At 38.7% G+C, this 23341-nt stretch carries 21 protein-coding genes; 20 read left to right on the top strand and 1 reads right to left on the bottom strand.

Features of this window, described 5'->3' with window-relative positions; genetic code table 11:
• The first annotated feature begins 94 nt into the window (after positions 1 to 94).
• From QA584_RS07155 to QA584_RS07240, 18 genes are all read left to right on the top strand, one after another.
• Positions 95 to 1876: an RICIN domain-containing protein gene (locus QA584_RS07155; protein ID WP_278273827.1), complete on the top strand. Its 1782-nt coding sequence runs from the start codon at positions 95 to 97 to the stop codon at positions 1874 to 1876.
• Positions 1877 to 2065: 189 nt separating this feature from the next.
• Positions 2066 to 3319: an RICIN domain-containing protein gene (locus QA584_RS07160; protein ID WP_278273828.1), complete on the top strand. Its 1254-nt coding sequence runs from the start codon at positions 2066 to 2068 to the stop codon at positions 3317 to 3319.
• A 106-nt stretch (positions 3320 to 3425) separates the two neighbouring features.
• Positions 3426 to 4427 (top strand): carbohydrate-binding protein, encoded by a 1002-nt coding sequence (locus tag QA584_RS07165; RefSeq protein WP_278273829.1) that lies wholly within the window; start codon positions 3426 to 3428, stop codon positions 4425 to 4427.
• 350 nt (positions 4428 to 4777) lie between these two features.
• Positions 4778 to 5188 carry a peptide deformylase gene (locus QA584_RS07170; RefSeq protein ID WP_278275122.1) on the top strand — a complete coding sequence of 137 codons (411 nt, stop codon included), beginning with the start codon at positions 4778 to 4780 and terminating at the stop codon, positions 5186 to 5188.
• Positions 5189 to 5354: 166 nt separating this feature from the next.
• The gene (gene bcp, locus QA584_RS07175) at positions 5355 to 5807 is read left to right on the top strand and encodes a thioredoxin-dependent thiol peroxidase (protein ID WP_278273830.1); all 453 of its coding nucleotides are present in this window, start codon (positions 5355 to 5357) and stop codon (positions 5805 to 5807) included.
• A gap of 292 nt (positions 5808 to 6099) precedes the next feature.
• Positions 6100 to 6735: a 5-bromo-4-chloroindolyl phosphate hydrolysis family protein gene (locus QA584_RS07180; protein WP_278273831.1), complete on the top strand. Its 636-nt coding sequence runs from the start codon at positions 6100 to 6102 to the stop codon at positions 6733 to 6735.
• Positions 6736 to 6755: 20 nt separating this feature from the next.
• Positions 6756 to 7304: a hypothetical protein gene (locus QA584_RS07185; protein WP_278273832.1), complete on the top strand. Its 549-nt coding sequence runs from the start codon at positions 6756 to 6758 to the stop codon at positions 7302 to 7304.
• Positions 7305 to 7316: 12 nt separating this feature from the next.
• Positions 7317 to 8903, top strand: a complete 1587-nt coding sequence (locus QA584_RS07190) for a TPM domain-containing protein (RefSeq protein ID WP_278273833.1) — start codon at positions 7317 to 7319, stop codon at positions 8901 to 8903.
• A 134-nt stretch (positions 8904 to 9037) separates the two neighbouring features.
• The gene (locus QA584_RS07195; RefSeq protein ID WP_278273834.1) at positions 9038 to 9382 is read left to right on the top strand and encodes a GIY-YIG nuclease family protein; all 345 of its coding nucleotides are present in this window, start codon (positions 9038 to 9040) and stop codon (positions 9380 to 9382) included.
• Positions 9379 to 9840 (top strand): DUF6530 family protein, encoded by a 462-nt coding sequence (locus QA584_RS07200; RefSeq protein WP_278273835.1) that lies wholly within the window; start codon positions 9379 to 9381, stop codon positions 9838 to 9840. The genes QA584_RS07195 and QA584_RS07200 overlap by 4 nt, the downstream gene beginning before the upstream one ends.
• Before the next feature lie 4 nt (positions 9841 to 9844).
• Positions 9845 to 11878, top strand: coding sequence for an AAA family ATPase (locus tag QA584_RS07205; RefSeq protein ID WP_278273836.1), 2034 nt, complete (start codon positions 9845 to 9847; stop codon positions 11876 to 11878).
• A 34-nt stretch (positions 11879 to 11912) separates the two neighbouring features.
• Entirely contained in the window at positions 11913 to 12500 is a 588-nt protein-coding gene (locus tag QA584_RS07210) for a helix-turn-helix domain-containing protein (protein ID WP_278273837.1), read from the top strand.
• A 179-nt stretch (positions 12501 to 12679) separates the two neighbouring features.
• On the top strand, positions 12680 to 13588 hold the full coding sequence (locus QA584_RS07215) for a PhzF family phenazine biosynthesis protein (RefSeq protein WP_278273838.1): 909 nt from the start codon (positions 12680 to 12682) through the stop codon (positions 13586 to 13588).
• 281 nt (positions 13589 to 13869) lie between these two features.
• Complete coding sequence (locus QA584_RS07220) at positions 13870 to 14469, top strand: flavodoxin family protein (protein WP_278273839.1); 600 nt, start codon at positions 13870 to 13872, stop codon at positions 14467 to 14469.
• 92 nt (positions 14470 to 14561) lie between these two features.
• Entirely contained in the window at positions 14562 to 15407 is an 846-nt protein-coding gene (locus QA584_RS07225) for a MerR family transcriptional regulator (RefSeq protein WP_278273840.1), read from the top strand.
• Positions 15408 to 15902: 495 nt separating this feature from the next.
• The gene (locus QA584_RS07230) at positions 15903 to 16277 is read left to right on the top strand and encodes a pyridoxamine 5'-phosphate oxidase family protein (protein ID WP_278273841.1); all 375 of its coding nucleotides are present in this window, start codon (positions 15903 to 15905) and stop codon (positions 16275 to 16277) included.
• Positions 16278 to 16405: 128 nt separating this feature from the next.
• Positions 16406 to 16726 carry a MazG-like protein gene (locus tag QA584_RS07235; protein ID WP_278273842.1) on the top strand — a complete coding sequence of 107 codons (321 nt, stop codon included), beginning with the start codon at positions 16406 to 16408 and terminating at the stop codon, positions 16724 to 16726.
• A 680-nt stretch (positions 16727 to 17406) separates the two neighbouring features.
• Positions 17407 to 18573 carry a MerR family transcriptional regulator gene (locus QA584_RS07240; RefSeq protein ID WP_278273843.1) on the top strand — a complete coding sequence of 389 codons (1167 nt, stop codon included), beginning with the start codon at positions 17407 to 17409 and terminating at the stop codon, positions 18571 to 18573.
• 343 nt (positions 18574 to 18916) lie between these two features.
• Here the strand turns inward: QA584_RS07240 and QA584_RS07245 are convergent, their stop codons facing one another.
• Positions 18917 to 20299 carry an aminopeptidase gene (locus tag QA584_RS07245; RefSeq protein ID WP_278273844.1) on the bottom strand — a complete coding sequence of 461 codons (1383 nt, stop codon included), beginning with the start codon at positions 20297 to 20299 and terminating at the stop codon, positions 18917 to 18919.
• Positions 20300 to 20502: 203 nt separating this feature from the next.
• On the opposite strand from QA584_RS07245, the gene QA584_RS07250 reads away from it, so the two are divergent.
• Together QA584_RS07250 and QA584_RS07255 are read left to right on the top strand one after the other, a co-directional pair.
• The gene (locus QA584_RS07250; RefSeq protein WP_278273845.1) at positions 20503 to 21750 is read left to right on the top strand and encodes a LysM peptidoglycan-binding domain-containing protein; all 1248 of its coding nucleotides are present in this window, start codon (positions 20503 to 20505) and stop codon (positions 21748 to 21750) included.
• Positions 21751 to 21871: 121 nt separating this feature from the next.
• Positions 21872 to 23266 (top strand): aminotransferase class V-fold PLP-dependent enzyme, encoded by a 1395-nt coding sequence (locus QA584_RS07255; protein WP_278273846.1) that lies wholly within the window; start codon positions 21872 to 21874, stop codon positions 23264 to 23266.
• The last annotated feature ends 75 nt before the right edge of the window (positions 23267 to 23341 follow it).

The raw sequence follows: 23341 nt of genomic DNA on the forward strand, positions 1-23341 counted from the left end.
AACCGCAGAAGAAGACAACATAAGAAGATATAAAATAAGACTGAATAAGAAGACATTATAAGTAGTCATAATAACAAGAAAGGAAGGGATAGCTATGACAAAGAAATTACTTAAGTGCAGTTTGGGCCTGGTATTGATGTTATCAATACTGTTCTCTGTGAAAGTTTTAGCGGCAGATTACACTCAGGGTGTAGAAATATCCGGCAGTAATGGGATTATATGGTTTAAATCCAACCTAAACACCACCTGGGTTGATGTCCATTACAAAGTGAACTCCGGTGCACAGGAAAACCTAAGAATGTCCTATAATTCCGGAACGGCCAGATATGAACAAAGCATCCAATCGGCAGCAGACTCTGTAATTGAATATTTCTTTACCTATAACAATGGCACCCCGGCTTATGACACATCTACTTTTACATATACAGGACAAGCAGCCGGGTTAAAAAACGGAGGAATTTATAAGATTACGTGCAAAGTCAGCGGAAAAGTACTGGATATTGCTGATAAATCCACCGCTGCCGGTGCCAAATTACAACAATGGACCAATTATGAAACAACCAACCAGCAGTTTAAGGTAGAGAAACAATCAGACGGATATTATAAGATTACTGCAATGCACAGCGGATTGGTTCTGGATGTACCAAATAGTTCTACCAGCAACAGTGTCCAGCTGCAGCAATGGACGGACAACGGTACCAGTGCACAGCGCTGGAGTATTGTGGATGCAGGAGGAGGTTATTACAAAATAGTCTCCAAGGTCAGCGGATTGGCTATGGATATCCGGAGTTCCCAGACGACAGACGGTGCGGTGGTACAGCAATACACGGATAACGGAACAGATGCCCAGAGGTGGTTATTTACGCTGGTATCTGGTTCAGGAGGAACAACACAGGGTTCCATTTATTCCATAGCCGCTTCCACCATACCAAATCCTTCAGGAGGGGGAGTCAGTGTCAAGGTTATGAACGGAACCGGCGGTGCATATACGGACAGTAACATCTACTGGGGAGTTATCGGAATAAATCCGGTTAACGGAGCATGGAGTTATCTGGATTTATCCGGTAATCTGATTCCTATTTCCCAAAGCTTAAATGACGCCCCGGGACATCTGACCAAGAACGGGATAAATTATGCGAATATTTACCACAAAGTAAGTGAAACCTCCTGGGTGAATCTTCCGAAGATAAGATCTGGCAGGATGTTCTTAAGTGTTGGATCAACCTGCTACATTAAAACCTATAATGACGGCTTTGCAGGTCCGGATATAAACAATCCTACGGATCCTAACAGGGATGTGTATTTTGATTTTGTGGAATTTACGGTAGATGACAGCGGATACCACGGCAATACCACCAGAGTGGATCAGTTCGGATTTCCCGTCCAGCACAGGCTGGTAAATAAGTCCGGCAACTATGACAGAACGGTAGGAGAATTAGAATCCGAGACCCGTGCAGGACTTTTTTCCAAATACCAGAATGAAGTACCTGTCGAGTTTAAGTCTTTAGGAACCCTGCAGGCACCTTACCGTATTGTTTGCCCAATCAGCGGGCCGTTTAACACAGGAGGCGCTTATGCCAACTATTTTTCAGGTTACTCGAATATATCAACCAGAGATATACTACTGGGAATCGGAGGAGCCAGTGATGCAGCCGTTTGCGCCGCATTGAACAGACATGTCTATGGGAATACTGCGGATTGGAACAACCAGGCAAAGTATTATGGGGCTGCTCCTGCTAATTATTATGCAAAATTCTGGCACAATCACAGTATCGATGGGCTGGCTTACGGCTTCTGTTATGATGATGTGAATGGCCAGGCATCGTATCTGGAGGTAGGAGATCCGTTGGGACTAATTATTAGAGTAGGCTGGTAAAGAATCATAGGCAATTGAGAAACTCTATTATTGTATCTATCTACCATGCAATTAATACAATTTCAGAGCTGAATCTTGCCCAAAGAGCAACTGAAGCTATGAAATTCGTATTAATTTGTATGGTAGATTCAGAAAACTAAATAATTTCACAATTACCAAAAAATAATCAAAATGAAAGGAGATACAATTATGTTAAAAAAAATAAAAGTGTTAAGTAGTATACTATTGGCATTGGTCCTTGCTATTTCAATGCTCCCTTTTGCAGATGCGGATAAAGCACAAGCTGCAACCAACTGGAACTTAGTTTGGAGCGACGAGTTTAACAATAGCACCTTAAATACCTCCAATTGGACGGCAGAAACAGGGACAGGCGACTCAGGCTGGGGTAATAACGAGCTGCAATACTATACCAACCGAAGCGAAAATCTTTCAGTATCCGGCGGAAATCTAGTCATTACAGCCCGGAAAGAAGCTTATGGTGGAATGAATTATACCTCCGCAAGAATCAAAACCCAGGGTCATTACAGTTTTACTTACGGTAAGGTAGAAGCAAGGATTAAGCTGCCTACCGGTCAGGGACTCTGGCCTGCATTCTGGATGCTAGGCAGTAATATAACCTCGGTAGGCTGGCCGAAATGCGGTGAACTCGATATAATGGAACGTGTCAACAGTAATTCTTACGTTAACGGAACTGTACATTGGGAGTCTAACGGGCAGGCGGATTACGGAAAGGTCTCCGGAGCGCTTGATTTCTCTCAGTACCATGTCTATACCGTTGAATGGGATTCCAGTTATATTAGATGGTTTGTGGACGGAACTATCTTCAATGAATTTTATATACAGAACAATACAGGCGGAACAGAGGAATTTCAGAAGCCATTTTTTATTCTATTAAATCTTGCAGTTGGAGGAAATTGGCCAGGCAGCCCGAATAACTCGACACCATTCCCCTCACAAATGCTTGTGGATTATGTTAGGGTATACCAAGGTCAGACTTCTTCAACACCCATAGTAAGCGGAGGAATGTACACCCTGGCTGCCAAGTGCAGCGGGAAGGTGCTGGACGTGTCGGAGGTTTCCACGAGCGACGGAGCAAAGATGCATCAATGGACCTATAAAAATGCCGATAACCAGAAGTTTTACATTAACGACATGGGAGGCGGGTATTATAAGTTAACGGCCGTACACAGCGGAAAATGTCTTGATGTACCATATGGAGAAGCAACGGTAGGTCTGCAGCTTCAACAGTGCTATGACAATGGAAATGATGCGCAACGGTGGAAACTAGTGGATGTAGGAAACGGATATTACAAAGTGGTATCAAAAGCGACCGGTTTAGTAATGGATGTGGATAATTCCTCTACAGCAGATGGTGCAAAAGTACAGCAATGGACCGATAATGGTACGGATGCCCAGAAATGGTATCTGACAAGAGTACAATAATCTGTGAGAGAACCCCGCTTACTTTGAGGTACTGTAAAAGAACGTTAAAACGGTGGCTCCTATTAGGAGTGAGCCACTCAAAAAGAAAATCCAAGGAGGTCTGAAAATGACGAATAAAAGGTTATCTGTTAAAGCCCTGTCACTTATGGTAGTCATAGCTTTATTCCTGTCCGCATTTTGCATATCCATTCCAGCGAGCGCAGCCGCCAGAGGAGCCTGGGCTCCCAATACAGCATATGCGGTAAATGATACAGTAACATATAGTGGAAGTACTTACACTTGTATTCAGGCACATACTTCTCTCGTAGGCTGGGAACCATCCAATGTTCCTGCTTTATGGAACAAAGGCAGCGGTGGAACTACACCGCCACCGGCAGCAAATGGAGTGACATTCTACGCAGACATTAACTATGGTGGAACTGCAATAACTCTTCCAGTAGGTAATTACACACTATCCCAGCTGAATGCAAAAGGAATTCCCAATGACTGGATGTCCTCACTCAAGGTTCCAAGTGGCTGGACAGTTGAAGTATATCAGAATGATAATTTTGGAGGAACAAAATGGACCTATACTTCAAGTTCTTCCTGGGTCGGCGATACGGTCAATGACAAAATGTCATCGGTTAAGATTTATATCGGTTCACCAAATACTTCTGTAACAAAGCCTTCCGAAGTTCCAAGCAACATATGGACTTATACAATGAACGTAGATAATAAATTTGGTAAAGGCGGAGATTTTGCATTATTGCTGTGTGCTGTTATCAAAAAGGAAAGCAGCTTTGGAGCAGGCTTACCAGGCAGCCCATCAGCCGGTGACGGATTAATGCAGGTAGAACCAAATACACGTAACGCATATCTATCTCAATTCAGCTCTACCTTTGGCCGTACTTATAATCACAGCAGTGAACAAGATCAAGTATGTTTAGGTGCACTGATATTAAATGAAAAGATTGGTAAATTCGGCAACATCTATAATGGTTTATTGCATTATAATGGAGGAGATTACTGGTATCCGGGAGCTACAGATTCTTATGGCCGTCCTATTCTGGCAAATCTATATGCAGATGAAGTTTATGCTACGTATAAAGGGTATGGGGGGAAGAATTAAGGTTCTTTCCTATAGGCTTATTGTCGTGCTAAAAACAGTTACAGAAAAAGAAAGTCTTTGGAAAACTTGATAAACTATGTTATTATAAAGGAATAGAACAAAGATTGAAAGTCCATTGATACTGGCTAAGGGACGCACACCTTGTTCAATCAGGTCAAAACAAAAATAGGGTAAACGAAGGGGCAGTTCACTGGTAAACCAAAACTGCTTTTTCGTTTCCCTAATCATTGATTTTAACCGAAAGAATTTGTGAATTAAATGCTAAGAAATGCTGGAAGTTAAAGAGTTGTATTATGAGAGAAGAATGCCCTGATATACAACTATTTGGAACAAATGAAAGAAGGTATGTAATGGTAAGACCAGTTATGAAGGACATATTTTTTCTGAATCAGAAGTCAGAACCGGCTACAAAAGCAGACAAGCAAGTGGCTGAGGATTTACTTGATACTTTAAAAGCCAATGAAGCAGGCTGTGTGGGAATGGCTGCTAATATGATTGGCGTAAAGAAGAGAATCATAGTAGTGAGTATGGGTTTTGCTTATATCACTATGATTAATCCAGTGATTGTAAAGAAGTTCGGTGCTTATGAGACGGAGGAAGGGTGCCTTTCTTTGGTTGGAGTTCGCAGAACCACCAGGTATAAGGATATTGAAGTGGATTTTCAAGATTTGAATTTTAAGAAACAGCACCAGAAATATTCCGGATGGATTGCACAGATTATACAACATGAAATCGATCACTGTGAAGGCATTGTTATATAGAAATGCAGGAATTGATTGAGGTTATATTAGTGAAAAGAATATGATAAAAGCAGAATAAAAGAAGAATTAGCAAAAGTAGAATTAGAAAGAAGAATTAACAAGAGAAGAATTAGCAAAAGAATAATTAACAAAAGAATAATTAACATAAGAACCAGGAGGTCAGATCATGTTAGAAACAGGAACGAAGGCACCATCATTTTCATTGCCGGATCAGAATGGACAGATCCACAAGTTAGAGGAGTACAAGGGCAGGAAGGTTATTTTATATTTCTATCCCAGGGACAATACTCCGGGCTGTACCAAGCAGGCTTGCAACTTTGGCGAGTTATATCCTCAGTTTCAGCAAAAGGGAGCGGTAGTCCTTGGGGTAAGTAAGGATAGTGTGGCATCTCATAAAAAGTTCGAGGAAAAGTATGGGCTCCCATTTACCTTGCTTTCTGATACAGAACTTGCTTGTATTCAGGCATATGATGTATGGCAGGAAAAAAAGAATTACGGTAAAGTCAGCATGGGTGTGGTTCGAACCACATACTTAATTGATGAAGAAGGGATCATTGTAAAAGCCTTTGGTAATGTGAAGGCAGAAAAGAATCCGGCACAGATGTTGGAGCAGTTATAGGATAGGAAGATAATAACTTGTACTCCTGAGGATTGGCAGAGACAGAAGAAATCGTTTAATCAATGAATCTGCTCAGGTAGGAATTGACCATAGATAATCATATGATATTGCAATATAAAAAATGGCTGTGAGTCCGGTTAAAATATCGACTTACGGCCTTTACTATGCCATAAGAAGGATATTAAAATTGGGTTAAAGCAGGATTAGTATTCCTGAATTAACTTGTGAAAATAGGTATAAATTGCTATAATGTAATAAAATGAAAAAAATATTCTACAAAGGGGTGTAGCTTTTGCATCAATTTAAAACAAAATCTGTTATTCCCATATACCTTATCGGTCTGGTCTGGCTGACCTATTCCCTCCTTTTTCCCTTATACCGTGTTCCGGATTTCCTTATCGCTGCAATTGTATCCGGTATTGTATTTTTTATTGGCACTTATGTAATTTCAATGAAGGACAAAAAGAAAGGTCTGGGATATATTGATACCGGTGACAAGGAATTGGATGATATGCTTGAGTCAGCGGTGAAAAATCTTAACTGGTTAAAATTTCTAGGTCAGAATATAAGCAATCCTAGTATGGCAGAACAGGTTAAGCAATTGGAAGCGGTGTCGGCTAAAATTATAGATCAGGTGAGGAACGAGCCGAATAAAGCCTCAAAGGCCAGTCAGTTCTTTGATTATTATTTACCCGCTGCGATAAAAATCCTGAACGCTTATAAGGAATTTGAAGCTGGCGGACAGGCAGGGAAAAACCTTGCTTTTAGTATTTCAAAAATTGAAAGCTTTATGGTAAAACTAACGGAGTCCTTTCATAATATATTGGATGGTTTATATAAAGATAAAACGACGGAAATCTCCATCGATATGGAAGTTATGGAGACAATGCTGAAACAGGATCAATATTTAGAAGAATGGAAAAGGTAAGTGTTTGTCGGGAGGTAAAAATGAAAGTTCTGAAAATTAAAAAAACTGCCGTTGTCATAACTGCCGTTCTTGTTATATTATCCAGTATGTACGGTTCCCATCATTCCCTGATGGTATTGAGAAACGAAGTCCTGGAAGTTTTTTATAACGGGGAAAAGTCAGACGGCAAGGGCATTAACAGTGATTTGGAATATATATCGGATGAATGTTATAATCTTACGATTGTGGCGGGCAGATATATCGATAAAGAAGATGAGAGAATAACGGATATTTTAAGTAAAAGGGAATTATTGGCAGAATCAAACGGTCCGGGATCAAAATATAAAGCAAGAGAACAATTAGTGGCAGCCGCCATGGTTTTATACCAGGATATAAAGGCAATGGAACTAAGTGAACGGGACCGGTATTACATAGAGAGTTTTCTTGTAAATGTAAATTCCAGAGAATTAATTCTGTCCCATAGTTCTTATAACGGGAAAGCCCGGGAGTTTAATCGTATTTTAGAAGTCTTTCCGGCAAAGCTGTTTGGAAAGCTGACTATGGTCAAACCATTGGAATTGTATGAATAGCGGAGGGACAGGATGAAGAAATTATTTAAAGTAATACTATTATTACTAATGGTTGGAGTAATACCCCTTAAAAGCCAGGCGGCGGAGAAGCTGCCAAAACCCACGGATGCATTGTATGTCAACGATTTTGCAGGTGTTATAGATAAAAAAGTAGAAGAAGAAATCATTGAATACGGGAAGTTGTTAGATGAAAAGAACGGTACGCAGGTCGTACTGGTAACGGTTGATTTTACTAATGGTGTTTCATTAGAAGACTATGCCTATAAGCTCTTTAATAAATGGGGTATCGGCTCCAAAGAGAAAAACAATGGACTTCTTATTCTCCTATCCGTTGGAGATGATGACTACTGGGCCATGCAGGGTGAAGGTTTGGAAGACAGCCTGACCAGCGGAAAAATATCCGGTATTTTAAACGAATACCTGGAACCGGATTTTGCGGCAAAGGATTACAGTGCAGGAGCGGAAAAAGTCTACGGAGCATTTATACAGGAGTTAGGCGGACAGTGGCTTTTAGGAAATGACGAAGCTGCCGAAACAGGGGAAAAGGAAGAAACAAAAGATGCCTCCTCAGAGGCAGCGATTCAGTATACCTATGACAAAGCCGGTATCCTGAGTAAAAAAGCAGAAACCTATATTAATGGTAAAAGTAATGAAATTAATCAATTATACGGTGCAGGAGTCTATGTAGCTACAAAAGATTATTGCAAAGAGGGGCTGAGTTTCCAGGAGGATGCGTTTAACACCTTTTCGGATATTAATGCCGGCAGTAAGGATGTTTTGCTGGTTTTATATAAGGAAGATGATAATTACTGGGTACTTCCAGGGGCAGAGGCGGAAGTTTTTGCAACGGAGGATGTATTGCGGGACATTCTGGATAATACACTGGAACCACAGTTTGCCGAAAAAAAGTACAGCCAGGGTGCCATGAATACGGCTGACCGATTTTATAAACTATTACAGGCTAATATGAAAGTACAGGACAAAAAGGATAACAGCGCTGTAATCGGGGATAAGGAAAATAGTAATAAGCAGGATATCCAGTCGGATCAAAATTCTGGGGAAGACAACTGGAAAGTATATTTAGTTATGATAATACTAGCCCTTTTATTTGTCAGGGGAAGACGCAGGAAGCATTATCAGAGGAGGTATGGGGTACCTTTTAATCCCTATAGCGCAAGACATATCAGGCTCTATGGTCCAGAGGGCTATTGGGGACATTATGGCCGGCCGTCGGTGGATTATGATAATAGGGAACCGCAACCCATACAAAGAAGTGGTTTCTTCGGAGGAAGTTCCTCCAGTGCCAGTCAGGGCGGGGCAGGACGCAGATCTTCCGGAGGAAGTTCCTGGGGCAGCGGTTCCGGAGCCGGCAGAACTTCCGGCAGTAGTTCTTCTGGAGGTGGCACCAGCCATAGTGGTGGAGGCGGCAGATCTTCCGGCAGCAGTTCTTTTGGAGGTGGTTCCAGCCGTGGTGGTGGAGCCGGCAGATCTTCCGGCAGCAGTAGAAGCAGTGCGTCAACAGGTCATTCCTCGGGAGCTGGCAGATCAACCGGCGGCGGAGGCAGCAGCCGGGGCGGCGGTGCAGGAAGAAAAAAATGAGATAACGGTCACTCAATTCACAGGCAATGTGGTTTGGGTGATTTTTTTACCCTAAGGGCAGAAGGGTTGTGTCTACGGAGCGTGGATTATTTTTTAAATTACATTAGTATATACTAAGTTCGAGGTGAAAAATAATGGATATAAAAAGAAAAATAGAGCTATTGGAAAATTATAAAAACAGACATCCGGAAATGGGTGTGATTTCTTACCGCTGTAAAGCAACCGGCGAGGTATTCTTAGGTGTTTCGAAAGATACCAAAGCGAGCTTTAACAGCACAAATTTCAAACTGTCGACGAACAGTTATCCAAATAAACAGTTACAGGGACTATGGAATATCTATGGAATAGAAGGTTTTGAACTCTCAGTAGTTAAAGTATTAGAGTATGATGACCCCAAAGAGGATCAATCATCAAAATTAGAAAGTCTAATAGAACAGTGTCTTATTTTTGATAAAAAGGCAAAGAGGTTATGGCGATGAAGAAAAGAATAGTTGTTATATCAGATAATTATGATCGTATAGACGGCAGAAATGCTTATCAATCTGACGTGAAACAATTAACCTTAGGTTCACCTGTGCAGGAAGAAAATAAAAATGGGCAGATTGCTGTCCAGATTTGGAACGTGAATAAGGAGGATGAATTGGTTTTGGCACAGGAGTTACCGATTCATCAAGTTTTTGATCTTACCATTTTTTTGACTAGAACCTTACTTTATTTTAAGGAGGCATATCGTTATCCACTTTTATATGACCCGCAAAAGCCTACAGTCGAGAGAGTTGGAGTACAAGGCGGGGTATTACCGATAGAAGTATGCATCGATAATCCCAATATCAATGAAGACATAAAAACATTTGCACAAAGCCTGAATGATTTAGGAGAAATAATTGGTGAGCGTAGACGGGTACTTAGCCGCATATTAGAAGAATTGGAGTTATAGTAAGATGAGAAAGACTTGTATTTTGTCACCTGCCAGACAGTTAACAAAGGAAGAACAGTCCATTGTCTGGCAAAAACCACCTTCACACATTGATAGTGAAGCAGAAAAACGTATATTTAAAGAAGTGGTTAGAAATTGGAATCAAAGTGAAATGAAAATCAGTACCATTTTGCTGGAGGGTGATGCAGGCTCTGGGAAAACCCAGATTGCCAAAGCCCTGTCTGCCGATTTTAACCTGCCATATACAAAAGTAACCTGTTTCGCTGATATGGATAAATCAGATGTGCTGGGTTCGATTCTTCCGGTAATGTCGGAAAGTAAGAAATCCGATACAGTTGAATATTGTTATTATCCATCAGAAATTGTCCGTGCCTATGAAAATGGATGGCTGTTAGAGATTCAGGAGCCAACTGTGATACGGGATGCAGCAGTATTAATGGCTTTGAATTCCGCACTGGAACCGGATGGCTGCCTAAACCTGCCAACCCGTATCGTGCATAGGCATCCGGATTTTATTGCTGTAATTACAACAAACCGGGGCTACAATGGATGCCGTCCTTTAAATGAAGCGTTGCGTGACCGGGTGCAGCATGCGGAGAAACTGGACTTACCTCCAAAAGAAGTTATGATGGACCGGGCAAAAGTTAAGACGGGATATCAATCTGACAAGATACTTTCTCTTTTAGCCGATACGATTATTCTGCTCGATGAAACAGCCAGGGCTAATGCAATAAAAGGTGCAGCAGGGATGCGCTCCTATCTCTTTTGGGTGGATGCAGTTGCTAGTGGGGCCTCCATCCAAAGTACTTTGTATTATAAGGTGCTTTATAAAATCACAACGGATCCACAGGAGCTTGCCATTTTAGAGCAGGCACTGGTAAGTCATGGATTCATAGAAAAAATGAAAGAATTAAAAACCATCCATCCATTGTTTTTAAATGAAGAAAATGATGAAGTATTGGAACTTGCTATTTCCGAAGATGGAGAATATTATGCAGAATCAAAGCAAGGGGATAATAAAGCAGTTCGAATCAGAAAATCAGCAGATAGTGAGGGGCAAACAGATACGTGCAGTAATGATAGTACAGATACTACAAGCAATGATAATGGAGAAAATGGTACCCCTCTATATCATGAGTTTGATAAGCCAGTTACCAAAGATCAAAAACAAGAGTTTCGAAAACAATTAAACAAAGAAGCCAGGCAAAGTGTGAAAGGAAGCTGCCATGAAGCAAGTAAGCTTATTGTTCATCGGCCGGAAGCTTCACCTAAGGACAGGGAAGCGTATAATAAAATAACTGCCGATTTATTGCCGGTCATTCGGGAACTGATCCGTAAGACAAACCCACTCTTAGAACATGAAGTTACCAGTGAATTTGTAAAATCCCAGCTCTATGGAACAAAATTCTGTGCAGATCAGATAGCTTCACTAGACTTTCGCGTATTTGCCCGTAAACGTCCGCCTCAGGAAGAAACTTCTCTTGCAGTTGCTCTTAGAATTGACGAATCAGCCTCCATGTCAGCTTTTGGCCGCTTAGATTCCGCGAAACAGGCTGCAGTCGCTCTATACGAATTCTGCACGGGCTGCGGCATTCCGGCAATGATTTATGGAGACACGGCGGATAAATCCAAAATGGAACAAATGTCTATTTATTCCTATGTAGATTTTGAAAGTAAAGACCCGGATGATAAATATTCGCTGATGAATATTCAGGCCCGCAGCAATAACAGAGATGGTATGGCACTCCGTATTATAGCTGATAGATTGCTTAAATTACCACAGAAAACTAAATTAATTATCAGTGTCAGTGACGGGCAGCCTAAGGCGATGCCTGATTATACAGGTGAAAAAGCTGCTCATGATATGAAAGATACGTTACAGGAATTCAGACGAAAAGGAATCCAGTTTCTTGCTGCAGCCATTGGACAGGATAAAGAAGCAATCCGTGAACTTTACGGAGTTGAGAATACATTGGATATTACGGAACTAAAGCAGCTTCCTGCAAGACTGGTACAAATAATCGCAAGATTTCTGTAAATATGATATACTAATCAGTAACGGAGGTGAAGTCATGGATTGTGTGAAGATAGGCAAATTAATTGCGAAACTACGGAAGGAAAAAGACCTTACACAAAAAAATATAGCGGATGCACTAGGAATACAAAGCAAGACCGTTTCAAAATGGGAATGTGGTCTAGGGTGTCCCGATCTTTCGCTATGGCCCGATCTGTCTGCCATTTTAGGTGTTGATATGAAACAGATGATGGAGGGTGAAATTACATCCAATAAACCCGACAGCGGTAATATTGATAAAATACGTTTTTATGTCTGCCCCTCCTGTGGCAATATACTAGTTAGCACAGGAAGTGCTTCTATCTTCTGCTGCGGAAGACATTTAGAACGGATTCTGCCCACGAAAGCAGCAACGTTACCTAAGATTACAGTGGAAGAAATCGATATGGATTACTTTGTCACCTTTGATCATCCAATGACCAAAGATCATTATCTATCTTTTGTGGCATATGTAAAAAGCGACAGAGTATTACTAAACCGCTTGTACCCCGAGCAAAGTCCAACTTGCAGATTCCCTGTAACAGCTGGGGGTAAATTATACGCTTATTGCATAAAGCATGGCTTATCGGTTTATAAAGATTATTAGTCGAGCATAGGAATAAATTAATCCTTATTGTATATTGCCTATTGCCTTTGTAAACAAGTAAACTTAATCCCCGTTCAGCTTGATATGCTCAGCTGACCGGGGATTTTTAAATATTATTTCTTCATAGGATTGTATGGCTGATGCTTTTTTTGTATAATTGAGAAAAAGGAGGGAAAAGTTTGACTGAACCTAATAAAATGATTGATAAAGGAAATACAATAAAGGTTGCTCACTATGAAGCCTTTTCAGATATTCCAGGTAAAGGAAATCCTGCGGGGGTTGTGTTTGATTCTGATAATCTGTCAGAAGAACAGATGCAGAGCATAGCTAAAAATGTAGGTTTTAACGAGACTGCATTTTTATTAAAATCCGATAAAGCAGACTTACGTATACGTTTTTTTACACCGGGGCATGAGATGAATTTATGTGGGCATGGTACCGTAGCTTCAATTTATGGGCTGATGAAAAGAAATGGTATTACCTCCTCACAGGATTTGAGCATAGAGACCTTGGCTGGCATTCTTAATATACATTTTGACCAGGAACATCAAGAGATTAAGATGGCTCAAGCACCAGCACAATTTATCGAATTTCAAGGGGATTTAGACCATTTGACAGAGGCAATCGGACTATTAAGGGGAGACCTTGATTTAAGGTTTCCGGTTGTTTATGGTAGCACTGGAATCTGGACTTTAATTCTTCCGGTTAGAAACCTGGATGCCTTTTTACGTATGAAGCCGGATAATAAAAGATTTAAAGAAATTTTAACCCAAATTCCAACGGCTTCCATCCATCCGATATGTTTAGAAACCTTTGAAAAAACGTGTACAATGCATGGAAGACATTTTTCCGCTTTCCGTTCAGGAACCGTAGAAGATCCGGTTACGGGTACAGCTTCTGGAGTGATGGGTGCTTACTATATGACCTATATCGAGCCTTCCAACCAGACTGAATTACAAATAGAGCAGGGAACTGAAATAGGGCGTAAGGGAATAGTAAGGGTATATGCCCAAAAAAAGAACTCATTAATAAATGTTAGTATTTCCGGGAAAGCAGTTTACGTGGGAGATATTTCTATTGAGTATTAGCCTATAACAAGATATGATGCCTCCAAGGCTTATTAAGGTCTTGGGGGAATCTTTTTATATTTATGACTAGAGAGCATAAAATAAATAAAAAAATAAATAAAAAAATTATTTAAAAAAAGCTGGAGTTTGAATGGATAAGCAAAATAAAGGGAAATTTCAGGGAGAGGATAGGTTGAAAGAAAATATTATGAATGAGAGGATGCCACTTATGGATTCTTTCAACCTTTTTATGTGTGGCAGTAACACATCTGCTTACAGAGTGTTATGCAATGGGTGTTTATATGTCAAATAAAATATTGTTTATAAATGGGAGCCCTCGAAGAAATGGAAATACTTCCATTGGAGTTCAATGGGTGCAGGAAGGTGCGATATCAAAAGGAGCTACGGTTGATTTGATAAATCTAGCATCAATGAAGAATGTCGGTAATGGTTGTATCGGTTGTAGAAGATGCCAAAAATCAGAGGAATATCGTTGTTTCATTAACGATGATATTTCAAAAGCAGTTTACGGAATGACAAATTATCATGTTATTGTGTTTGCAATGCCGTTATTTTTTGGTACGGTTCCTGCTCAGATGAAGGGCTTTATGGACCGTATGTATAGTCATATTAAAATTAAGAACGGTCATTCTGCCAATCCTAAGTTTGAAAACAAAGCTTTTGTTATGCTAGCAACGGCAGGAGCTGAGAATAGCAATGGGCTGTTATTCTTGGAGGAATATATTAAGGATTTTGCGTTGGAGTTTAAAACCAGGTTGTATTCATTCATAATCCCGTCTTGTAATGCTGATCCAAATGTGTTATTAGAAAAATTTAATGTCAGGGAACAAGCAAGGGAATTTGGAGAAAAATTAGCAAGTATTGGAGTAATAAATGTATAATGATTACAAAGTGAGTTCAAAGTGAGTTCTAGGCTATTGACACTCACGTTACGTGATGGTGTAAATTAAGTGTATCAAAGGAGGTATTGAAAATGAAAACTGTAACAGAAGTATCTAAAATAACAGGTATCAGCGTGCGCACGCTTCATTATTATGATGAAATAGGTTTATTAAAACCAACTGATTTAAGTGAAGCAGGGTATCGGCTTTATGACGATAAAGCATTAGAAACGCTTCAGCAGTTGTTTTTCAAAGAATTTGATATGTGCTTAAAAGATATAAAGGCCATCATGTTAAATCCAAACTTTGATAAAAATAAAACACTTATGGATCAGAAAAAACTGCTTCTAATAAAAAGAAGCAGATTAGATGGTCTGATAGGACTGATTGATGATATTTTGAAAGGAGATAATTCAATGAGTTTTCAAGAGTTTAGCAGAGATGAGATTGAGGATATGTTTGCTGCAATGATGAGTAATATGGGTGAGGAGCAGGTAAAGGTAATAGCAGATAAGTATGGTGATATAGAAAAATACAAGGAGGAGTTCGTGGCTAATGCCGGAAGTGAACATGCACAAGGAAACTATAAAAAAGTAATAGAGTGGTATGGAAGCAAAGAAGCAGCAATGGAAACCGTAAATAATCCAAATTCATCAGAAATAATGGAATCTTATCAAAACAGAATCAGTGGAATTTATAAGAAACTTTCTTTGCTGCAAAAGGAAGATATTAACTCCTTTGAGATTAAAAAGCTGATTGGAGAATATGATTTTGTATCAAAACAACTGTATCAGATGAAGGATGTTAAACCATTACTTCTGGAACTGGCAAAGGAATATATGGAGAATAATGATTTGATAAGGGCAAATGATGAACAATTCGGGAGTGGTTCCTCTGTATTTATTGGAAAGGCTATTATTAATTTCTACCATAAATAGAATGACATAATATGGCTGAATAGATATGCATTTAAGAATGCATTTATTGAGGTTGTAGTTATTTATTGAGATTGTCGTTCCTGAGAAAATAAGGATTATACTTTGATTAAAATTTGTGGAATGTATGTGCCAATGGCTGTAAGGAAGAGAATGTAGCCTCTGCGCAGGTCTAGGAGCAAAATTTTTCAAAATATAGTCCTTTTTCTATGCCCATAATCAATACCCTGGTTATTGCAACAGCCTTTTCATGATAATGCCTGGATGAAATGATATATTGATTAAAACAATAAGTTGTTACGTCTACCAGAGGATATTTTGCTTGAAAAGGGCAAGAATGGTAACAGATAAAGGTCTACAATCAGCAGGGATATGTTCACAGGCAAATAGTATCTATAATATGACATAATGTTGTCGTATTATATATGCTATTATAAGTCAGCAGCAAACCAATAATTTGCACTGAAATAAATTATTTCTACATCAAGGAGGAAACATATGCTGTCAGATAAATTTCATGAAGTATTAGAAAACGAGGGTATCGTAACAATTGTAACATGGGGTAATGAAGAACCTCATATTGTAAATGAGTGGAATTCCTATTTAGTGGTTACCGAAGACGAAAGAATTCTAATTCCAGCTGGAATAATGCACACAACGGAGAAAAATATAAAGGTTAATAATAAGATAAAAATGGCGTTAGGAAGTAAAAATGTAAAAGGATATGATAATTATCAGGGAACCGGTTTTGTTATAGAAGGAACCGCAAGATTTATAAGTTCTGGCGCAGAATTTAATATGATGAAAAAGAAATTCGAATTCTTAAGCCGAGTATTAGAGATTACGGTTACATCAGCTAAGCAAATGTTATAGTTAAAATAATTGCTGCTGATCTTAAAAAGATAACGGAAACGGGAAATTTAATAAGGTTGAAAGAAAAATTAAAAACTGGAAGGATGCCACAATCGCAAGCAAACTTGTGATATGCAATAGGTATAAATATGAAAGACATGAATTTTAGCAAGATAATAGAACGCTCCGTTGCCATAAGAGAAAGTTATCATAAATTAGAAGAGGAATATCATGGTCAAAAGTGGTCGGTTGAGGAAGATGCATTAGCATTTCTGACAGACTCCGGCCTGGTAGGACGATTAACGATGTCCCAGCAGGGACGTTGGCCAAAAGGCGGCAATTCAGAAGCAGAATTAGAGCATAAGCTTAGCGAATGTATATGGTGGCTGATTGTCCTGGCAGAGCGCATGGATATTGATATTGGTGAGGCCTTGGAACGTTTTTTAACAAATCTCGAGAATCAGTTATAGAGCTAAAATTTTACAAATTCGTGAATTCACTTGATAACAATCATGAGTTCACTTGATAATAATTCATAAGTTCAATTGATAATTTTATTTTCATTTGTTCTGTTGCTGGAATTTGTTTAATTCTATTTAATCTCCTTGAGAAAAGAAAATCTTAAAAATGGATTTACAGTAGTACTTACTGCCTTAAAAAGTTGGAATACTTTCCTGGCTTTCCCTTCTTACTTACAAGTACCTCGTCGATATGATAAGTATTGACGAGGTATTTTGTATGCCAAGATTGTGCCAAATAGTGTGGGAATTTCCCGGAGGGTTTCGGAGTGTATCAATTCATAAAAGGCATTGATTTCGAAAGTGAAGCGGGAGATGCTAAGTGTGAAAGAAATTTATTATGAGAAAGGTTGCCACACTGAGCATCTTTCACACATTCTTATTTGTGGTAGTATCCCAGGCCAGCCTGGGATATGCAATGGGTGTAAATCATGAAAATTTACTATCGGATTTTTCTTGCTGAAATTGCAAAATTACTATGAATTCAAATTGTAAAATTGTAAAATTGTAAAAAAGTGATTGACTCTGACATTGTGTCATAGTGTAAGATAATTACAGAGTTAAATAACAAATAAAATTTTATAGCCGGCTAATTTTATCCGTTTAATACTCGAATCTAGAGGAGGGGCGATATGAGAACTGTAAAACAAGTTTCAGATTTAACAGGAATAAGCGTACGCATGCTGCATTATTATGATGAAATAGGATTATTAAAACCGAGTGAAATTACAGACTCAGGTTATAGGCTTTATGATGAGGAAGCCTTAATAATTTTGCAGCAAATTATGTTTTATAAAGAGCTTGATATACCGCTAAAAGAAGTGAAAAAAATCATGTATAGTTCGAACTATGATAAAACCAAAGCTCTGGAAGATCAAAGGAAACTGCTGATGCTAAAATGCGATAGAATTAATAATATGATTGAACTGATTAATAAAACATTAATAGGAGAAAACAATATGAGTTTTGAAGAATTTGACATGACCGAATATTTTAAAGCTTTGGAAGATTTCAAAAAGGAATATAAGGATAAAATAATCAAAAGCTATGGTGGAATGGAGAAATATGATGAATTGATTGAAAAATGTAAAGCGAAAGAAGATGAAATTGCTAAAATGGCGATAAAGCAGTATGGCAGCATTGAAAATTTTGTGGACGCCATGAAGAAAAATTTTGGAAGCCAAATATTTACCATTGCTGAAGAATACGACAAGTTTAAAAAGGACGTTTTAGAGGATCAGCATTCTAAATTAAGCGAATTATATCAGAAACTGGTATCTGACATAAGAAAAGATCCATTGTCGGAGGAAATTCAACAAATTGCGGAGGAAATTAAAAATATAGCCAAAAGAGATTATGAGATTTTTAAATTGGATGAGGATAATAATTATTGGTATTCCATGGTGCAAATCTATCTGATTCTTCCTGAGTGGATGGAGGCAATTGACCAAAAATATGGTAAAGGTGCTTCTAAATTTATCGGGGAAGCACTCAAAGCGAATCTAGGAGATACTCAGCCAAAGATAAATACTCTTTATAAAAACCTTACTGATCAATTAAATATAGATCCTTCTACGAAAGCAATTCAGGATATTGTGAAAGAAATAGTAAAAGAAACTGCAAAACAGCATGAGAAACTAAAAATAGAAGTTGGAAATAATTATTGGGGGTATATGGCAGAACTTTATTTGTCAAACGCTGCATTTCAAAATGGAACGGACAAAAAATATGGGGAGGGTGCAGCTCTCTTTATCGGTGAAGCATTAAAATTCTATGGGGCTCATGAGTATGAAAAGTAATCATTCTACGAAAATAAGTATTTATTGAAATTAGTGGTATTTGGTTGAAAAGTTAGGCAGACTTAAAAACGTAGATATCAAAAGGTAGAAATCAAAACACAGAAATAAAAAAGTAGACAACAAAAAGTGGATATCTAAAAGTGGATGCCAAAATGTAGATATTAATATAAAATTGGCCTCAAGGGAATAGTGTGAGTATATACTACTTAAAGAGAGTCCGGTATATTTGTCAGAATCTCTAGAAAAGCAGTGTGTATATACTCAAAAACTATTCCCTGTTTTGGTCTGTATGAACGAGTTATAAGTGGTCGTAATTTACTTAGAAGGGTATCCTATCATAGGTTTAAAATGTTGAAGTCAAAAATACTGTGTAACCTTTTTTTGTTTCATATACATCGGCTTTGCTCACTACTTCCCAGGGGGCATGCATATTTAAAACGGCTACACCGCAATCGATGATTTCCATTCCATAGTGAGATAAAATATAAGCTATGGTACCGCCGCCGCCAACATCAACTTTACCAAGTTCTGCTGTCTGATACGAAATTTTGTTATCATCCAAAATCTTTCTTAACTGGGCTATATATTCTGCATTCGCATCATTGGAACCGAACTTTCCACCGGAACCGGTATATTTATTAAAGACCATTCCTTTGGCTAAGAAAGCAGTGTTGTTTTTTTCAAATGCAGTCGGGTAGGTGGGATCAAAAGCCGCGCTGACATCGGAGGACAGCATTTTTGAATTTGCAAGTGTCCGTCTTAAGGTAAGTTCTGAATAGATACCCAGGGAATTTAACAGTTCGGCAACCGTATTTTCAAAAAATCTAGAGTGTATTCCTGTTGCCCCGACGCTTCCGATTTCTTCTTTATCGACTAAAAGTGTACAAGCGGTTCTTTTTGCATGATTCAGTTCAAGCATTGCTGCTAAAGAGGTGAAGGCACATACCCTGTCATCATGACCATAGGCCATAATCATACTTCGATCAAGCCCAGCTTCTCTAGCTTTTCCTGCCGGAATAACTTCTAATTCTGCCGAAATAAAATCTTCTTCCTCTATATTATATGTATCTTTGATTCGTTTTAATATCTGCTTCTTGACTGCGTCTTTTTCTTCTCCCTGTAGAGGCTTGTTACCAATGATGATATCTAAATCTTCGCCTTCGATAACTTTACTGGCTTTCTTGGTGAGTTGTTCCCCAGCTAAATGTACCAGAAGATCAGAAATAAACACAACTGGATCATTTTCATCTTCTCCGATTACGATATCTATAACGCTGCCGTCTTTTTTCGCAATCACTCCATGAATGGCCAGTGGAATAGTTGCCCATTGGTATTTTTTAATTCCCCCATAATAATGAGTATCAAGATAAGCCAGCTCAGAATTTTCATACAAAGGATTTTGCTTAATATCAAGCCTTGGGGAATCAATATGTGCTCCTAAAATATTCATTCCTTCTTCCATTGGAGTTTCACCAATTAAGAATAAAACAATTGCTTTGTTCATATTTATTGCATATACTTTATCTCCGGTTTTTAACGGGGTTTTATTTTTGATTATGTCGTCGAGATTTTTATAACCAGCCTTTTTTGCTAATTCTGCACTGATTTTCACGCACTCACGTTCCGTTTTTCCGCTATTTAAGTAGTTTAGGTAATCTCTATTGAGATCCTCTAACTGGTGCAATTCTTTTTCGTCATACTTATTCCAAACATTTTTTCTTTCCATAGTCTACTGCCTTCCTTCGTTTGTTTTATACACTAAATTATAACACAATATTACATAATTGTTTATATTTCTTTATAAGTAGTTTCAAGGATACTTTCCAAACATAAATGAGGTCAATTTGAATTCACCTTATACTATTTACCAAATAAGAAACCTTTGTCAATAAACCACATATAATGAAACAAAACCGTTCGAGGGCAGTAATGATTATTCATGTGGTAGAACCTGGAGAGACCATTCTCTCTATTGCAGACTATTATGGTGTATCTGCTGAAAAATTAAAAATATATAATAACTTCACGGAAGAGGACACCCTTGTAATAGGAGAAGCTCTTATTATACTGATACCAGAAATCACTTATACCGTAAAAGAAGGTGATACTTTAGCTCAGATTGCAGATGCCTTTGGTACGACTGTAATAGAGCTGCTTCGGTATAATCCGGAATTATCGGATAGACAGTCTATCTATGCCGGTGATGAAATAGTTATCAGCTTTCGGGGGGAAAAAGAACATACAATTGCTACCAATGGTTATGCATATCCCTTTATTGATACAAAAACCCTGCAAATGACCTTACCCTATCTGACTTATCTCACGGTATACAGTTATACCGTATCTGCTTCAGGTGATTTAAATAACTTAGAGGATGAAGACATAATTAAACTTGCAAAAGCATATGGTACGGAACCTATCATGATGATTATTCCTGCCGCCCCAAATAATAGCAACGAAGATGCTATGGAGGTGGTTGATTCTATTATATCGGATATCACAATAGAAGACAGGTTTATCGATCAAATACTTCATATATTGGATACCAAGGGGTACAGCGGGGTAAGTTTTCATACACCTTATATCCACCCCAGATACCGTGACCAGTATCGCAGACATGCTGCAAAGATGCTTGATAGGATTACTTCGGCAGGCTATAAGGTCATGGATACTTTTGAAAATCCAATTATGGGTTTTGATTACAAGTTTATGACCTGCGGTCTCTCAGGAATTACTCTGATTGTGTATGAATTCGGATATTCCGATCGGTTGTCACTTGGGACGCTTTGTACCGAAAATTACCAAAGGATTATTTCAGATTTTACCCAAATGGTGCCTTCTGACATGGTTTCTTTTGGTCTTCCCATGCAGGGCTATATCTATCAATTACCTTTTATTCCCGGTTCCTCCCAGGGCAGGGCCATTAGTTATAAGGCTGCTCTTGAGCTGGCGGCACAATATAATGCACAGATTACCTATGACCCTTTAACCAATTCCATCTCATTTTATTATTATTCAGGAGATGAATACCTGGTACGTTTCTGGGATGCCAGAAGCTATGAGGTGTTTTTGAAACTGGTACCGGAGTTTAATCTGTACGGAGTCGGCATTTGGAATATTATGCAATGGTACCCTCAGTTATGGATGAGTGCGGCTGTCCAGTACTCAATAATATAAAAAATAATGTCGAAAGAGTTCGTAAAGTTTATAGTAGTTTCTGGTGATTCTATCGATTTATGCTTAACCTTTGCTTCCCCGGATACATACATTATATTGTATGATACTAAGGGAGCAATATATGAGATATGATCCAACAAATAATAACTTGCGTAATCTAATTATAGGTGCCGAACAAAAAGTTCCCTTATCAGACGGTAAAGAAGTAACTGCCATCAATTTTGATAATGCTGCCACCACGCCGATATTATATTCGGTCCTTAAGGAGATAAACCAATTTGCACCATGGTATTCCTCCGTACACAGAGGAGCAGGGTATAAATCAAAGGTATCGTCGGATATTTATGAACAAGGAAGAGAAGTCGTCCAAAGCTTTGTTAATTCTGATAAAGAAAAAGATATCGTTATATTTACAAAAAACACTACTGAGTCTATCAATATGCTTTCCTTCATCTTAAGCCAGCAAAAATACCACCAGAAAGTAATTCTATCTACCAGTATGGAACACGCTGCCAATGATCTTCCGTGGAGAGATAAGTTTAAGGTTGATTATGTAGAAATTGACAAGCAGGGCAGATTATCTATTGAGGACTTGGAGGATAAACTAATAAGGTATCGGGGGAGTGTCAAACTGGTGAGTGTAACTGGTGCTTCCAATGTAACGGGATATCTGAACCCAATTCATAAAATAGCTGCGCTTGCCCATAAATACGATGCCAAGATATTAGTGGATGGTGCTCAGTTAGTACCCCATACCACTGTTGATATGAAGGCCTTTGACACAGTAGAGCATATTGATTATCTTGCTTTTTCTTCTCATAAGATGTATGCCCCTTTCGGTTCCGGTGTCCTGATCGGACCCAAAGACGATTTTATGGAGACGAATCCATTTCTTCAAGGTGGTGGTGCTATCAGGCTTGTAACCCCAGGGCGTGTTCAATGGGATGAACCGGCAGGGAAGGAAGAAGCGGGTACGCCCAACATCATGGGGGTAGTTGCTTTGACTGCGGCTATAAAAACCCTTCAATCGGTAGGTATGGATACGATCTACAAGCTTGAAAAGGCGTTATACGATTATGCGATAAGCCATATGAAGAATATACCTGATATCAAATTTTACAGCGATCCATTCAAAGGAGATACCATAAGTGTGATTCCTTTTAATCTTTTAGGGATTCACCACGATATTCTGCCCCTCATACTTTCCGGCGAAGCCGGAATTGCGGTAAGAAATGGATTTTTCTGTACTCACCCATACTGTGAAAGATTGCTGGGGCTTAGTGAGAATGATACATTACAAAAGTATGAGGAAGACGATGCATTATTTCCTGGTATGGTAAGGGTAAGTTTTGGCTTTTATAATAATTACAAAGAAATAGATAGATTCATAAATATTCAAAATATAATAGCAGAGGACAAAGAATACTATTTAAGCAAATATTCAAAAGTCCTCTCTTTAACACAAATTAATAAGGAAGTCGGTCGGTGTACCAACAGAACAAACTTTGGATGCTAACCAATATGCTAACGAATATGCCTATAGAAAGATTAATCATACTCCAAAATATAAGTAAAACAAAACGGTAACTGC

The sequence above is a fragment of the Anaerocolumna sp. AGMB13025 genome (genome assembly GCF_029689925.1).
Lineage (GTDB): Bacteria > Bacillota > Clostridia > Lachnospirales > Lachnospiraceae > Anaerocolumna.

Coding starts and splice junctions, on each gene's coding strand:
- QA584_RS07190 (WP_278273833.1), top strand. CDS start 7,317: ATGAAGAAATTATTTAAAGTAATACTATTATTACTAATGGTTGGAGTA.
- bcp (WP_278273830.1), top strand. CDS start 5,355: ATGTTAGAAACAGGAACGAAGGCACCATCATTTTCATTGCCGGATCAG.
- QA584_RS07240 (WP_278273843.1), top strand. CDS start 17,407: ATGAGAACTGTAAAACAAGTTTCAGATTTAACAGGAATAAGCGTACGC.
- QA584_RS07255 (WP_278273846.1), top strand. CDS start 21,872: ATGAGATATGATCCAACAAATAATAACTTGCGTAATCTAATTATAGGT.
- QA584_RS07170 (WP_278275122.1), top strand. CDS start 4,778: ATGGTAAGACCAGTTATGAAGGACATATTTTTTCTGAATCAGAAGTCA.
- QA584_RS07230 (WP_278273841.1), top strand. CDS start 15,903: ATGCTGTCAGATAAATTTCATGAAGTATTAGAAAACGAGGGTATCGTA.
- QA584_RS07155 (WP_278273827.1), top strand. CDS start 95: ATGACAAAGAAATTACTTAAGTGCAGTTTGGGCCTGGTATTGATGTTA.
- QA584_RS07205 (WP_278273836.1), top strand. CDS start 9,845: ATGAGAAAGACTTGTATTTTGTCACCTGCCAGACAGTTAACAAAGGAA.
- QA584_RS07245 (WP_278273844.1), bottom strand. CDS start 20,299: ATGGAAAGAAAAAATGTTTGGAATAAGTATGACGAAAAAGAATTGCAC.
- QA584_RS07220 (WP_278273839.1), top strand. CDS start 13,870: ATGTCAAATAAAATATTGTTTATAAATGGGAGCCCTCGAAGAAATGGA.
- QA584_RS07195 (WP_278273834.1), top strand. CDS start 9,038: ATGGATATAAAAAGAAAAATAGAGCTATTGGAAAATTATAAAAACAGA.
- QA584_RS07200 (WP_278273835.1), top strand. CDS start 9,379: ATGAAGAAAAGAATAGTTGTTATATCAGATAATTATGATCGTATAGAC.
- QA584_RS07165 (WP_278273829.1), top strand. CDS start 3,426: ATGACGAATAAAAGGTTATCTGTTAAAGCCCTGTCACTTATGGTAGTC.
- QA584_RS07210 (WP_278273837.1), top strand. CDS start 11,913: ATGGATTGTGTGAAGATAGGCAAATTAATTGCGAAACTACGGAAGGAA.
- QA584_RS07160 (WP_278273828.1), top strand. CDS start 2,066: ATGTTAAAAAAAATAAAAGTGTTAAGTAGTATACTATTGGCATTGGTC.
- QA584_RS07250 (WP_278273845.1), top strand. CDS start 20,503: ATGATTATTCATGTGGTAGAACCTGGAGAGACCATTCTCTCTATTGCA.
- QA584_RS07185 (WP_278273832.1), top strand. CDS start 6,756: ATGAAAGTTCTGAAAATTAAAAAAACTGCCGTTGTCATAACTGCCGTT.
- QA584_RS07235 (WP_278273842.1), top strand. CDS start 16,406: ATGAAAGACATGAATTTTAGCAAGATAATAGAACGCTCCGTTGCCATA.
- QA584_RS07225 (WP_278273840.1), top strand. CDS start 14,562: ATGAAAACTGTAACAGAAGTATCTAAAATAACAGGTATCAGCGTGCGC.